This window comes from Streptomyces viridochromogenes (assembly GCF_001270495.1).
Lineage (GTDB): Bacteria > Actinomycetota > Actinomycetes > Streptomycetales > Streptomycetaceae > Streptomyces > Streptomyces viridochromogenes_A.
In genome coordinates this window covers 24,525-37,765 of the sequence record NZ_LGUR01000236.1, presented here as the reverse complement: position 1 = coordinate 37,765, position 13,241 = coordinate 24,525, and the positions used below count along the sequence as shown (strand labels likewise).

At 73.1% G+C, this 13,241-nt stretch carries 11 protein-coding genes; 7 read left to right on the top strand and 4 right to left on the bottom strand.

Translation table 11 applies throughout. The features are described 5' to 3' along the window. Positions 1-7 precede the first annotated feature (7 nt). The 3 genes from ADK36_RS36385 to ADK36_RS36375 all read left to right on the top strand — a co-directional run bounded on the left by ADK36_RS36385 (position 8) and on the right by ADK36_RS36375 (position 4,066). Complete coding sequence (locus ADK36_RS36385) at positions 8-970, top strand: alpha/beta fold hydrolase (RefSeq protein ID WP_048582673.1); 963 nt, start codon at positions 8-10, stop codon at positions 968-970. 146 nt (positions 971-1,116) lie between these two features. After that, positions 1,117-2,763: a ribosomal protection-like ABC-F family protein gene (abc-f, locus tag ADK36_RS36380; protein WP_048582672.1), complete on the top strand. Its 1,647-nt coding sequence runs from the start codon at positions 1,117-1,119 to the stop codon at positions 2,761-2,763. 169 nt (positions 2,764-2,932) lie between these two features. Further along, complete coding sequence (locus ADK36_RS36375; protein WP_048582671.1) at positions 2,933-4,066, top strand: hypothetical protein; 1,134 nt, start codon at positions 2,933-2,935, stop codon at positions 4,064-4,066. 43 nt (positions 4,067-4,109) lie between these two features. On the opposite strand, the gene ADK36_RS36370 is transcribed toward ADK36_RS36375, so the two are convergent. Genes ADK36_RS36370 through ADK36_RS36355 form a run of 4 tightly spaced genes read right to left on the bottom strand, consistent with a single transcriptional unit; the run spans position 4,110 to position 8,425 of the window. Next, complete coding sequence (locus ADK36_RS36370) at positions 4,110-4,946, bottom strand: alpha/beta fold hydrolase (RefSeq protein WP_048582670.1); 837 nt, start codon at positions 4,944-4,946, stop codon at positions 4,110-4,112. Then, on the bottom strand, positions 4,943-5,665 hold the full coding sequence (locus ADK36_RS36365; protein ID WP_234330017.1) for a hypothetical protein: 723 nt from the start codon (positions 5,663-5,665) through the stop codon (positions 4,943-4,945). The genes ADK36_RS36370 and ADK36_RS36365 overlap by 4 nt, the downstream gene beginning before the upstream one ends. A 32-nt stretch (positions 5,666-5,697) precedes the next feature. Beyond that, entirely contained in the window at positions 5,698-7,236 is a 1,539-nt protein-coding gene (locus tag ADK36_RS36360) for a hypothetical protein (protein ID WP_053200630.1), read from the bottom strand. A gap of 25 nt (positions 7,237-7,261) precedes the next feature. After that, the gene (locus tag ADK36_RS36355; RefSeq protein ID WP_048582668.1) at positions 7,262-8,425 is read right to left on the bottom strand and encodes an FAD-dependent monooxygenase; all 1,164 of its coding nucleotides are present in this window, start codon (positions 8,423-8,425) and stop codon (positions 7,262-7,264) included. 312 nt (positions 8,426-8,737) lie between these two features. Between ADK36_RS36355 and ADK36_RS36350 the strand changes: the two genes are divergently transcribed. From ADK36_RS36350 to ADK36_RS36335, 4 genes are read left to right on the top strand one after another with little or no spacing between them, the layout of a single operon-like run. Next, on the top strand, positions 8,738-10,084 hold the full coding sequence (locus tag ADK36_RS36350) for an MFS transporter (RefSeq protein WP_048582667.1): 1,347 nt from the start codon (positions 8,738-8,740) through the stop codon (positions 10,082-10,084). Positions 10,085-10,100: 16 nt separating this feature from the next. Beyond that, positions 10,101-10,772: a response regulator transcription factor gene (locus ADK36_RS36345; RefSeq protein ID WP_048582666.1), complete on the top strand. Its 672-nt coding sequence runs from the start codon at positions 10,101-10,103 to the stop codon at positions 10,770-10,772. Between the two features lie 18 nt (positions 10,773-10,790). Then, positions 10,791-12,209: a sensor histidine kinase gene (locus ADK36_RS36340; RefSeq protein WP_053200627.1), complete on the top strand. Its 1,419-nt coding sequence runs from the start codon at positions 10,791-10,793 to the stop codon at positions 12,207-12,209. After that, entirely contained in the window at positions 12,206-13,198 is a 993-nt protein-coding gene (locus ADK36_RS36335) for a TAXI family TRAP transporter solute-binding subunit (RefSeq protein WP_053200625.1), read from the top strand. Before ADK36_RS36340 ends, ADK36_RS36335 begins: the two co-directional genes overlap by 4 nt. Positions 13,199-13,241: the final 43 nt, after the last annotated feature.

Genomic DNA, 13,241 nt, shown 5'->3' with positions numbered 1-13,241 from the left:
CGTCGTCATGGTTGAGCATCGGACAGTTGACGTGAACGGCATTCGGCTGCACATCGCCGAGCAGGGCAGCGGGCCCCTGGTGGTGCTCCTGCACGGCTTCCCCGAGTCGTGGCACTCCTGGCATCACCAGTTCGGCCCGCTGGCCGACGCCGGCTTCCGAGTGGTCGCCCCCGACCAGCGCGGATACGGTCGCAGCGATCATCCCGAGGACGTCGGCGCGTACACCATCCTGCACCTGGTCGGTGACGTCGTAGGACTGATCCAGGCCCTGGGCGAGGAGAAGGCGTATGTCGTCGGGCACGACTGGGGCGCGCCGGTCGCCTGGCACACGGCGCTGCTGCGGCCGGACATGGTGCTCGGCGTGGCCGGTCTGAGCGTGCCGCCCCCGTTCCGGGGGACGCAGCCTCCGCTGGCCACCATGGAGGAGCGGTTCGGTGGCCGGTTCTACTGGAACTACTTCAACCGCCCCGGCGTCGCCGACGCCGAATTCGCGAAGGACACCCGCACCACCTTGCGGAAGTTCTTCTACTCGGCCTCCGGCGACGCTCCCGGCACCGCCGAGGGCAAGCAGCCGCTGGTCGACCCCGAGCGCGGCTGGCTCGCGGACATGCCGGACCCCGAGGTACTGCCGCAATGGCTCACCGAGGACGACCTCGACGCGCTCACCGACAGCTTCTCCCAAGGCTTCACCGGAGCCCTCAACTGGTACCGCAACCTCGACCGCAACTGGGAGCTGACCGCCGCGTGGCACGGCGCCGTCGTCACCGCGCCCGCCCTCTACATGTACGGCGACCGCGACCTGGTTCCGGCGTTCCCCGGCACTCCCGAGCTCATCGAGCAACTCCCCGACCTCATGCCCAACCTCCGGCGCAAGCCCCTGAAGCTGGCGGGCTGTGGGCACTGGACCCAACAGGAACGTCCGGCCGAGGTGAACGCGGCGCTCATCGAATTCCTCACGGGCTGCTCATGAGCCCCGGCTTGCGAGACATTGAGACGAGACGACTCGTCTTGCTATAGTGGGCCCATGGCTTTCTTCTACTTTCTCTGAGTCCGGGCACGGCCGACGCCGCCGTTTTCTGCTGCCCGTAGACACTTCGCATCCCCAGGGAAAGCCACATGCGCGAACGCGCCCGTACCGCTGCGCCCACTGCCGTGGCGCAGCTGTCCGTCAAGGACGTCACCAAGTCCTACGGCACCCGGATCGTCCTCGACCAGGTCTCCTTCACCGTCCGCCCGGGCGAGAAGGCCGCCGTCATCGGCGAGAACGGCTCCGGGAAGTCCACCCTGCTGCGGCTGCTGGCCGCGGCCGAGGTGCCGGACGCCGGGGAGGTCACCGTCGGCTTCCCCGGTGGCACCGGCCACCTCGCCCAGACCCTCGACCTCGACCCGGACCGCACCGTGCGGGACGCGATCGACCTCGCCCTGACCGAACTGCGTGACATGGAGCGCCGGATCCGGACGGCGGAGGAGCGCCTGGGCGAGGCGTCAAAGGACGAACTCGCCGCGTACGGCGAGCTGTTGACCGCGTACGAGGACCGCGGTGGCTACGAGGCGGACGCCCGCGTCGACGCCGCCCTGCACGGCCTCGGGCTGGCCGGTGTCACCCGTGACCGCGTGCTCGGCTCGCTCTCCGGCGGCGAGCAGTCACGGCTGGCCCTCGCCTGCGTGCTGGCCGCCGCCCCCGAACTACTGCTGCTCGACGAGCCGACGAACCACCTCGACGCGTCGGCGGTGCGCTGGCTCGAGGAGCGGCTGCGCGCGCATCGCGGCACCGTCGTCGCGGTCACCCATGACCGCGGCTTCCTGGAGAACATCGCCACCACGATCCTCGAGGTGGACCGAGACGCGCGCACGGTCCACCGGTACGGCGACGGCTGGGCCGGCTACCGCGCCGCGAAGGCCGCCGCCCGGCGCCGCGCCGCGCAGGAGTACGCGGACTGGCTGGAGGAGGTGGCCCGGACCGAGGAGCTGGTCGAGGCCGCCGGGAAACGGCTTGCCACCACCGGCAAGGACCCGCGGCAGGGCTTCGGCAAGCACCGTCGCTCGCACGAGGCGAAGCTCGGCGGGCAGGTGCGGGCGGCCCGGGAGCGGCTGGCCGGCCTGCGGCGCAATCCGGTGCCGGCGCCCCCGGAACCGCTGCGGTTCGCGGCCTCGCTGTCGGCGGCCCCCGGCGAGCACGCCGCCGAGCACCCGCTCGTCGAAGTCGACGGCGTGACGGTCGGCGAGCGGCTGCGGCTGGACGGGCGGCTGGCGATCGCGCCCGGCCGGCGGCTGCTGGTCACCGGCGAGAACGGGGCGGGCAAGACGACGCTGCTGCGTGTCCTGGCGGGCGATCTGGAGCCGGACGCGGGCGCGGTACGCCGCCCCGCCCTGATCGGATACCTGGCGCAGGAGCTGCCCGCGCGCTCCACGCGACTCCCGCTGCTCGCCGCCTTCGCGGCCGGCCGGCCCGGGCTGCCGGAGGAGTACGCCGAACAGCTCCTGGCACTGGGCCTGTTCCGGGAGGAGGACCTGTATGTCCCGGTCGCGTCGCTGTCCGCGGGACAGCAGCGCCGGCTTCAGATCGCGGCCCTGGTGACCCGGCCCGCGGACCTTCTCGTACTCGACGAGCCGACGAACCACATCGCGCTCGACCTCGTCGAGGACCTGGAGGCGGCGCTCGCGGCCTACCCGGGAGCGGTGGTCGCGGTCTCCCACGACCGCGGCTTCCGCGAGCGTTTCCCCGGCGAGCGGCTCGAACTGCGCGGCGGCCGCAGGCACTGACGGAGCCGGGATCCCACTCCCCAACTCCCCAACTCGCCCTACGGTGGCGCTACTTGCTTTGTCACGCACGTATCTAGACCTCCAAGGTTCGCTGGGTCAAGGTGGTCCCTCCTCTCCGCGCTACCGCCCATCCGCCCTGTCCGCCCCATCCATCGGGAGGGATTCAGCAGTGAGACGCAGACGATTTGTGGCAGGGACGATCGGCACGCTCTCGGGGCTCGCGCTCGGCCCGGCTCCGGCACGGGCCGAGGTGCCGAGGCCCCTCGCCCAAGGCTGGCAGGCCGTGCCGGCGCCCGGCAGCGCTCCGGCCGCGCAGTTGCGCCGTATCGGTGCCGCCGGACCTCGACTGGCGTGGGCCGTGGGCGAGGAGGGCCGCGCCGGGTCGTCGCTCGGGCGGGGGCTGGCCATGCTGTGGAACGGCAGCGCCTGGACGAAGACCGACCTGTCGCATCTGGGTCACACCCGGTTGATGGACGTAGCCGGCACGTGCTCCACCGCCGCGTGGAGTGTGGGCCAGCCCGCCGGGACCGCAAGCGCGCTGCTGCGCTGGGACGGAACCACCTGGCGCGAGGCCGCGTTCCCGGGCGCGGGAGAACAGGACGTTCGGCTGAACGCGGTGGCGGTGGGATCCGACCGGCAGGTGTGGATCTGCGGCAGCCGGGGCGGCGCCGCCGGTCTGCTGTACGGCGACGGGGGCGGGGAGTCATGGCGATGGCTGGACCCGCTGCCCGTCCCGAGCGCGAATCTGTACCGGGTCGTGGTGGGCTCGCCGGGCGAGGTCTGGGTCGGCGGAGACCAGTCGAACGGCGGCGGATGGTCCGGCCTGGTGGCCCGCTGGGACGGAGCGTGGTCGGTCCTGCCCCCGGTCTCCGGCCTGCGCCTGGGCATCGCCGATCTCCACGCCGCCGGGCCGGACGACGTATGGGCGGTGGGCACCGAGGCCGGCATCGGCGGTCCTCCCGGCCGCCCCGGCAACCCCGCCCTGGCCCACTGGGACGGCACGGCCTGGACGCGGGTGGAGGCGGGCTTCACCGTCGGGTCGTTGAGCGGCATCGCGGGCGACGCGCAGGGCCGGGCCGCGTGGATCTCCGGCTGGAACTACCGGGACCAGACCCGCAGTACGTACCTGCGCCGCGACGGCGACTCCTGGACCGTCGTTCGCGGCCCGGCCGGCGCGGCGCCCGCGCCGTACCTCAACGACGTGACATCCGTACCCGGCACCGCGGGGTTCTGGTCGGTGGGCATGACCAGTCCCACTCCGGCTCCTCCGACCGAGGCGTACGCGGAACGCCTCGACCCCTGAACGCGAACCGGCCGCACGTCACCAGAAGCGACAACTCACTTGCTCAGTGCTGCCGTTGGAGGAAATCGAGGAGAACGGCCGTCAGTTCCGCGGGGGCGTCCTCCTGGACGAGGTGGCCCGCGTCGGCGATCGGCTCCAGCCGCGCCCCCGGGATCAGGGCGGCGAGTTCCGCCCCCTTCTCCGCGGGAATCCAGGTGTCGTTCCGGCCCCAGCAGATCAGCGTCGGCACGGCGATCTCGGCGTACCGGCCCTGGACCTCGTCGGTGTAGCGCTGGTCGGCCTGGGCGATCTGCCGGTAGAAGGCCGCTTGGCCGGGGTCGCCGAGCCAGGGCTCGACGAGCCGGTCGAGGACGGCCGGGTGCAGGCCCGGGCTGCTCGCGGAGGTGACGTATTCACGGACGAGGGCTCGGTGCAGTGGTGGCGGCAACTGCTCGAAGACCTCGGCGTGCTCACGGACGAGCCGGAAGAACGGGGACCCCCACGGTGCCAGCGCGACCGGATCGACCAGAGCCAGAGCCCGGTAGCGGGCGCCGTGCAGCAGATGCGCCCGCAGTGCGACGGCGCCGCCGAAGTCATGGGCGACCACGAGCGGTTCGTCCAGCCCCCAGTGGCTCAGCAGCTCGGTGAAGATCCGGCCCTGGGCGGCCAGGGACACATCCTGGTCCGCGGACTTGTCCGACATCCCGTAGCCGGGCATGTCCCAGACGAACACCTGGTGGTCACGTGCGAGCGAACGGGAGATGGCGCGCCAGACGAAGGAGGAGAACGGCGTGCCGTGCAACAGTACGACAGGCTGCCGGCCGGCTTCGGGTCCCAGCCGGTCCCAGCGCACATCACCGGATGTGCTGGAGAACGTCCGGGTCAGCTGCCATTCGGTCATGGATGCCTTTCCTTTCGGGTGGGTGTCCGCGGCACACGTCGGGTGGCGATCGCGGCGTTGAACAACGCGGCCACCCGCTCGGCGAGAGCATCTTCCGTCGTCGTGGTTTCGACCTGGAGTGCGGGCAGTCGGAGGTGCTCGACTTCCGCTTGGAGGCGACTTGTGAACATGTGGTCGCGTTCGGCGAGGTTGCGGCCGGCCTTCGCTGGATCGCTGGTGTTCCGGACGAACCCCTCCCCCGCTGCGGCGCGACTCCGGAAGGCGGCCTGGCGGAACTCAGGTGTGGGCAGGAGCCAGACGGCGTGTTCGGGGGCGGCGAGCAGAGGTTTCACGAGGTGCGGCAGCAGCCGGAAGCCCTCGACGACGACGCACGGCTCCCGCGGCAGACGGAGGAGGTCTTCGACGATCAGACCGAATCCCTCGCCCCTGAACCAGTGGAACGTCTCCAGCATGATCTCCGGAGACCGGTTCACCCATCGCTCGTCCATGTCCATGGCCGTGAACTCGTGCAGGAAGGGAGCCTCCTGGGGCGTGGTCCGCCGGGCGTGATCGCCCATCACGTCGTCGGTCGCGTAGAGACGCCACCCGTAGCGGTCCGCGAGCCGACGGGCGATCGTCGACTTACCGGCGCCGCTCCCGCCGCCGATCCAGTAGACGTGCCGCAGCCGTGCGCGAAGGTCCGCGGCGTCCGCCGGGTCCTCAACTCGTCCGGACCGCATCCGTCTCCCTTCAGCCGCGTGCCGCGGCGGTGTCAGTCTGTCGGCCCCCTCGACACCTTGGCACACAGGTAGGGACGCGCGAGCACAAGGCCGGTACCGGTCAGGGCGATGCCGAGGTAGACCGGCGCGAGGTGGATGAAGTCCGTGTAGTGGATCACGGTGTGCACCACGACCGCCGGGAGGAAGCCGGCGGCCGCGGCCGCGGTCAGCGTCCAGAACACCCAGGTCTCGCCCCGCCGCCAGCCCCACGCGCTGAGCAGGGTGATCGCCACCGCGGCGGACATCAGCGCGCCGCCGAACCCGGCGCGGTCGTGGGCGACGAAGGGCACGAGCCGGGGGTTCACGGCTTCGAGGGTCTGTGCGTCGGCGCCCAGGAAGGTCAGGTCGGTGGGTACGAAGACACCGGTCAGGCCGACGACGGAGATCACCGCTCCGCCGGCGAACAGCCCCGCTCCGGTGACGATCAGCAGCAGTTGGCCGACCAGCGCCCGCCGCCGTTCCGGCTCCGGCCCCTCGGGTGCCGGCTGCCAGCGCGGTGTGTGCGGGGTCCGGCGGACCGCGGCCAGGAACATCGGGAACAGCACGATGGCGATGGCCGTGTGCAGGGGTTCCAGGAAGCCGGTGGCCAGGAAGTAGAACAAGGTGGGGAAGCCGATCGCCCCGGAGATCAGGTACACCTCGCGGGCCCAGGGCCAGCCGCGTCTGATACCGCCCACGGCGAGACCGGTGTAGAGGGCGCCGATCGCCACCATGGTGCCGGCCATGGTGATCCGGTCGTGCTGGAGGAAGTGCACGAGGTGGTGGTTGGCGGCGTGCAGTTCGTGCAGCGTCATGCCGAGGTAGTCACGGTCGTACCAGAGCAGTACCGGCCCGAGTGTGATCACCGCGGCACCGAGTCCGGCGGCCGTCATACCGAGCCCGACGAGCAGCGCCCACCACCAGGCGGGCCAGCGGCGCGGATCGAGGCCGAGGTCCCGCAGGCCCGGAGCGGGCGCCGTGGGCGTGGCGGCCTCGGTGACCCGTGCGAACCAGCCGGGTCCGGCCGCGACGAGCACGTCGGGCCGGGCGAGTACGACGGTGTCCGGCTCCTCGATCGCGGCTGCGGCGGCGGTGACCGAGGGGTCGGACACGCGGACCACGTGCGGGTCGTCGCCGCTGGTGAAGCCGTCGATATGGGGCTTGAGCGCGGCCTCTGTCTCCGCGTCGCGGGCGCGGACGACCACGGGGATCGAGCGTCCGGCGGCAGCCTCCCGTACGGTCTCCACATCGGCGGCCGAGACGGGGGACACCTCTACGACGCCGGCCCCGAGCGGGGGCATGGCGCGGATCGTGTCGCGGGCGAGCGAGGGCGGGACGGATATGCCCAGTCGGACGGTCACGGGCACGCCGGCCAGGTCACCGGCGAGCCGCTGCGGCGGATGGCGGTGGCCGAATCCCCGGGCGATCAGCCGTGCACCGGCGGGCCGGGAGCCGATCGAGGCCAGGAGCCGCAGTGCGGTGCGGTGCGAACGGCGCTCGCCGAGGACGGCGGCGGCCGCGCCGCGCAGCGGGTGATACGTCCAGTCCGGCATCAGTGGTTCTCGCTCCGTGTCGTGGTCACCGGGTCACCGCGGCTCCGGGCGGGGTCCAGCCGAGGACCGGCGTCATGGACCGCAGCGTCGCCCGCGCCGGCGTCAGCCGGGCCGCCATGTCGCGCAGCAGCGCCGCGGGCGGCCACGACAGCTGGGCGACCGTCCCGAGCCGGGCGGAGCGACGCGCGACGGCCTGGGTCCTCGGGCGGCGCAGCAGGTCGTACGAGTGGAGCGCGGCGGTGACGTCCGGGGTCCCGTCGAGGCAGTGGGCGAGGGTGACCGCGTCCTCCAGCGCCTGGCACGCGCCCTGGCCCAGATTGGGGGTCATGGCATGGGCCGCGTCGCCCAGCAGCGCGACCCGGCCGCGGGCGAAGGTGGGCAGCGGCGGCAGGTCGTACAGGTCGTGCCGGAGCACCGCGTCCACGGGGACGGCGGCCAGCAGGGCGGGGACGGGGTCGGGCCAGGAGCCGAAGCGGCGGAGCAGTTCGGCGTGTTCGGACGTGCCGGAGACCGTTCCCGCCGGAAGCGACGCGGTCGCGAAGCAGTACATCCGCCCGCCCGGCAACGCCGTGTAGCCGAACCTCTCGCCGCGGCCCCAGATCGCGGCGCCCTCGGCGGGCGGGGCGGCGAGCGGCTCGGTGACCATGCGCCAGGCGGTGTAACCGGCGTACCGCGGGCCTGCCGCGGCGGGCCACAGGGCTCGGCGGACCACGCTGCGCAGGCCGTCGGCGCCGATCACGAGGTCCGCCCGGGACTCGCCCCCACCATGTTCGACGATCGCACCGCGGTCGTCGTCGCGGAGGGCGGACACCTCGCTGCCCGACCGCAGGCTGTCGGCGGGCAGCGCCTCGGTGAGCGCCCGCAACAGGTCCGCGCGGTGCAGGACCACCAGGGGATGGCCGAACCGGCGCGTCAGTTCCGCGTTGTCGGTGCGGGACAGCCAGCGGCCCTGCCGGTCGCGTACCCCGCCGGTGGCCTCGGCGGCGCCGAGTGCCCGGACGGCGTCGGCCAGGCCGAGCACCTCCAGGGCACGCAGCGCGTTCGGCCACAGGGAGATGCCGGCGCCGATCTCGGTGAACTCCGGGGCCCGTTCCAGCACCTCGACGCGCCAGCCCCGGCGGTGCAGGGCGATGGCCGCCGCGAGACCGCCGATCCCGCCGCCGACGATGGTCGCGGCACGCTGCGGCATGGGTCCTCGCTCTGGGCTCTGGGCGCCGCCGCCCTCGGTCGGGCGGCCGTCGATCCGGTGCCCGAGCGGCCTGCGAGGCGACGCAGGCGTGCTGAGCAGCGCTTATAGCAACATGTCGGCAGATGCCTGTCAACGTGCCGGGAACACGACGGGGATATCCCCCTACCCCGACGCCACCACGCGACCTCCGCCGCCCCGCAACCTCCGCCGCCTCAGCCCTAAGGGACTGTTAGGACTTCGTCCGGGCTGTTGAACGGCCCTGTCGCGCCGTCGACCCTGTGTGCTCCCGGGCCGCAGACAAGGGAGTTTTCGATGGCCACTCAGACCACGCCCGTGAGCGCGCAGGAGTCGCGCCGCGGTGAGCGCAGGGTCGTCAGCAACATCGTGCGCGGATCGATCGGCAACTTGATCGAGTGGTACGACTGGTACGCGTACACCGCGTTCAGCGTGTACTTCGCCGCCGCGTTCTTTCCGTCCGGCGACCAGACCGCGCAGCTGCTGAACACCGCCGCGGTGTTCGCAGTCGGCTTCCTGATGCGCCCGATCGGCGGCTGGGTGCTCGGCCGCTACGCCGACCGCCACGGCCGGCGCTCGGCGCTGACGCTGTCGGTGACGCTCATGGCGGCCGGTTCGCTGATCGTCGCGCTGACCCCGTCGTACGGCTCGATCGGGGTCGCCGCGCCGGTGCTGCTGGTGACCGCGCGACTGCTCCAGGGCCTGTCGGTCGGCGGTGAGTACTCGACGTCGGCCACCTATATGTCGGAGGTGGCCTCGCCCGGCCGGCGCGGCTACTACTCCAGCTTCCAGTACGTCACGCTCATCGCCGGCCAGCTGACCGCGCTCGGCCTGCAGATCGTCCTCCAGCAGGTGCTCAGCGCCGCGCAGATGGAGGCGTGGGGCTGGCGGGTCGCGTTCGTCGTCGGTGCGGCGGGGGCGATCGTCGTGCTGTGGCTGCGGCGCGGCATGGACGAGTCGGAGAGCTTCGAGCGTGCGGCGGCCGAGGGAGACGGCGGCAAGGGCGATGGGCCCGCGCGCGGCAGTCTGCGGATGCTGCTGTCGTATCCCCGGCAGTGCCTGGTCGTCGTCGGGCTGACGATGGGCGGCACGCTGTTCTTCTACACGTACACCACGTACCTGCAGAAGTTCATGGTCAACACCAGCGGCATCGCCAAGCCGACGGCGGCCTGGATCAACTTCTTCGCGCTGCTGGTGTTCGTGGTGCTCCAGCCGGTGATGGGATTGCTGTCCGACCGGGTGGGGCGCCGTCCGATGCTGATCGCGTTCGGCGTGCTCGGCGCCGTGGTCGTGGTGCCCTCGCTGACACTGCTGTCGCACACCAGCGATCCCGTGTACGCGTTCCTGCTCATGGTCGGGCCGCTGGCGGTCAGTTCCCTGTACACCTCGATCAGCGCGGTGGTGAAGGCGGAGCTGTTCCCGACCTCGATCCGGGCGCTGGGTGTCGGCCTGCCGTACGCCCTGACCGTGGCCGTGTTCGGCGGGACGGCCGAGTACGTGGCTCTGTGGTTCAAGAACGCCGGTCACGAGAGCTGGTACTTCTACTACGTCACCGCCTGTGTCCTGATTTCGCTGCTCGTCTACATTCGGATGCGCGAGACGTCCGACGGATCGCCGCTGGAGACCGAGACCCGCGACCACTGACGGAAGGGAGGCGACCGTGCGCGTGCTGCTGGCCGAGGACGACGACGGGGTGGCCGACGCCCTCAGCGAGGCCCTGTACGAGCACGGTCATCTGCCCACCCGGGTGCGGCGAGGCGAGGAGGTCCTCGTCCGCCACCGGCGGGCCGACCTGCTGCTGCTCGACCTCGGGCTGCCCGATCTCGACGGCCTGGAGGTGCTGCGCAAGCTGCGCGCGGTGAGCGGCCTTCCGGTGGTGGTGCTCACCGCGCGGGGCGACGAGCGGTCGGTGGTGCGCGGCCTGCGGCTGGGCGCCGACGACTACCTCGTCAAGCCGGTACGGCTGGCCGAGCTGCTGGCCCGTATCGAGGCCGTCACCCGCCGCGCCGCCGCGCCCGCCGCGACAGCCGCCGCTCCGGCGCCGCGCACGGTCCGCGCCGAGGACGTCGAGGTCGACCTCGACGCGCGCCGGGTCACGGTCGGCGGGGCCGAAGTGCGGCTGACCACCAAGGAGTTCGCGGTCCTCGCCGCGCTGGCGACCAGGGCCGGTACGGCGGTCAGCCGCCAGCAGCTGATGGACGAGGTGTGGGGCGACGCCTACCTGGCGGTGTCCCGCTCGCTCGACGTCCATCTCACCCAGCTGCGGGCCAAGATCGGCCGTCCCGAGGTGCTGACCACGATCCGCGGCTTCGGCTACCGCTTCGGCGGCTGAGGCGGCCAGGGCACCCTTATGCGTACCCGGGTACTGACCGTCGTCCTGGCCTTCGCCGTGCTCGCGGTGGCCGGCTTCGCCGTCCCGCTGCTGGGCGTCACCGCCACCCAGCGCACCGAGCAGCTCGTCGCGGCCCGCACCGCCGACCTCGACCGTTTCGCGGGGCTGGCCGAGCAGGCCGCCGGGAGCGGCGACACCGGCGCGCTGACCGCCGAGGTCACCCGGTACGCCGAGTTGTACGGCGAGGCGGTCGTGGTCGTCGACGCCCACCGTGCCCCGGTGGCGCAGACCGGCGGCATGCACGCCGCCGACCCGGCCGTCGCCCGTCTCGTCGACGCGGCACTGCGCAACCAGCCCGTCTCGCCCGGGGGCACACTGCGCCCCTGGTCACGCGGCGACAAACTGCTCGCCCGTCCGGTGGGCACCGGCACCCGGGTGTCCGGCGCCGTGGTGCTGCGGGCCTCGGTGCGGGCCGCCGCCGACGACATCGCCCTGCGCTGGGCCCTCGTCCTGGCCGGCGCGGGCCTGTTCGCCGTGGCCTGTCTGCTGCTCGCCCGCGCCGCGACGCGGTGGGTCGTACGCCCGCTGCATCGCCTGGACCACGCGGTCGGCGCACTGGCGGCCGGGCTGCCCGCCGAGCACGCCCGGGAGGGCGGCCCGCCCGAGCTGCGCCAGCTCGCCACCGGCTTCAACCGCATGGCCGACACCGTGACCACCGCACTGGAACAGCAGCGCCGTCTGGTCGCCGACACCTCGCACCAGCTGCGCAACCCGCTCGCCGCGCTGCGCCTGCGCATCGACTCCCTCCAGCCCCGTCTGCCCGACTCCGCCACGCGCACGTACACGGGCGTGACCTCCGAACTCGAACGCATGGAGCGTCTCCTCGACGACCTGCTCGCCCTCGCCCACGCCGAACACCGCGCCGGCGAACTGGCCGTGACGGACACACCGGAGGCGTCCTGCGACGCGACGGCGGTGGCCGCAGCCCAGGTGCAGCTGTGGCAGCCGCTGGCCGAACGGGCCGGAATCCGTCTGGAGTTCTCCCCCGGCCCCGCCGTCCTCACGTCCTGCACGGAGGGCGAACTGGCTCAGGTGGCCGACATCCTGCTGGACAACGCGATCAAGTACGCCGGGAGCGGTGCCCGCGTCGAGACGCGCTGCTTCACCGAGGGGCCGGACGCTGTGTTCGAGGTGCGGGACGACGGCCCCGGCCTCGCAACCGGCGAACTCCCCCGGGCCGGTACCCGCTTCTGGCGCTCGGAGCGCCACCGCGCGGTGCGCGGCAGCGGCCTCGGACTGGCGATCGCCGAGCGGCTGGTGGCCGGCCGGGGCGGGCGCATCGAGTTCGCGGCGGCCGAGCCGCACGGCCTGCGGGTCCGCGTCCTGCTGCCCCGCGCCGAGCACGGGGCGTCCGGTCCGAAGGGGCTCACGGCATGACCGGCGCCGCCCGCCGCACCGCGCTGCGCGCCGCCCTCGGCGCAGGGTGCACCGCACTGCTCGCCGTCGCCGCGACGGCCGACGCCCGCCATACGGACCGCGGTCCGAGGGGCAGGCTGCGCATCGCGACCGGCGAGTCCGGCAACTTCTACGCGGCCTTCGGCCGGCTGCTCGCCGACCAGGTCACGGCGGCCTACCCCCAGTTGTCCTGCGAGGTGATCAACAGCGAGGCCAGCGTGGCCAACATCCGGCTGCTTCGAGCACGCCGGGCCGACGTGGCGCTGGCACTGGCCGACATCGCGGGGGCCGCGTACGGCGGCTCGGCGCCGTTCGGCAGCCGGGTCCCGCTGCGTGCCATCGGCCGGGTCTACGAGAACTACCTTCAGCTGGCCGTGCGCGCCGACGCGCGGATCCCCACCGTCGCCGACCTGGCCGGGCGCACCGTCTCGCTGGGCGCGCCCGCATCCGGCGGTGCCGTCCTCGGCGACCGGCTGCTGCGTGCCGCGGGCCTGACCCCGGGCGCCGACGTCCGTGTCCGCCATCTGCTGCTGCCCCAAGCGGTACGCGCCATGCGGGACGGCTCGATCGACGCCCTGCTGCTGTCGGGCGGCCTACCCCTGCCGGCGCTCTCCGGCCTCGACACCCGCCCCGGCATCCGCCTCCTGCCGCTGGCCGACCTCCTGCCCCGACTGCGCGCCGACGCGGGACTCTTCGCCTCGGGTGTGGAGCCGGTGACGGTGCCGGCCGGGGCGTACCGCGGAACGCCCGAGGTGACCACCATCGGCGTCGCCAACCTGCTCCTGTGCCGCCCCGACCTGCCGGCGCCCGTCGCCGCCGCCCTCACCCACGTCCTGGTGCGCCGCGCCACCCGGCTCGTCCCCACCACGGCCCTCGGCACCCAGTTCCTCGACGCCCGCAGCCTGATCTCCACCGGCGTGGTGCCCCTGCACCCCGGGGCGGTCGCCGCCTACCGCGAGCTGCACGGTTAGCCAGAGCGTGGGTTGACGCCCGGCAGCGGGACCGGCTCCTCCC

Coding starts and splice junctions, on each gene's coding strand:
- ADK36_RS36335 (WP_053200625.1), top strand. CDS start 12,206: ATGACCGGCGCCGCCCGCCGCACCGCGCTGCGCGCCGCCCTCGGCGCA.
- ADK36_RS36370 (WP_048582670.1), bottom strand. CDS start 4,946: ATGACCGAATGGCAGCTGACCCGGACGTTCTCCAGCACATCCGGTGAT.
- ADK36_RS36355 (WP_048582668.1), bottom strand. CDS start 8,425: ATGCCGCAGCGTGCCGCGACCATCGTCGGCGGCGGGATCGGCGGTCTC.
- ADK36_RS36360 (WP_053200630.1), bottom strand. CDS start 7,236: ATGCCGGACTGGACGTATCACCCGCTGCGCGGCGCGGCCGCCGCCGTC.
- ADK36_RS36385 (WP_048582673.1), top strand. CDS start 8: ATGGTTGAGCATCGGACAGTTGACGTGAACGGCATTCGGCTGCACATC.
- ADK36_RS36365 (WP_234330017.1), bottom strand. CDS start 5,665: ATGCGGTCCGGACGAGTTGAGGACCCGGCGGACGCCGCGGACCTTCGC.
- ADK36_RS36340 (WP_053200627.1), top strand. CDS start 10,791: ATGCGTACCCGGGTACTGACCGTCGTCCTGGCCTTCGCCGTGCTCGCG.
- ADK36_RS36350 (WP_048582667.1), top strand. CDS start 8,738: ATGGCCACTCAGACCACGCCCGTGAGCGCGCAGGAGTCGCGCCGCGGT.
- abc-f (WP_048582672.1), top strand. CDS start 1,117: ATGCGCGAACGCGCCCGTACCGCTGCGCCCACTGCCGTGGCGCAGCTG.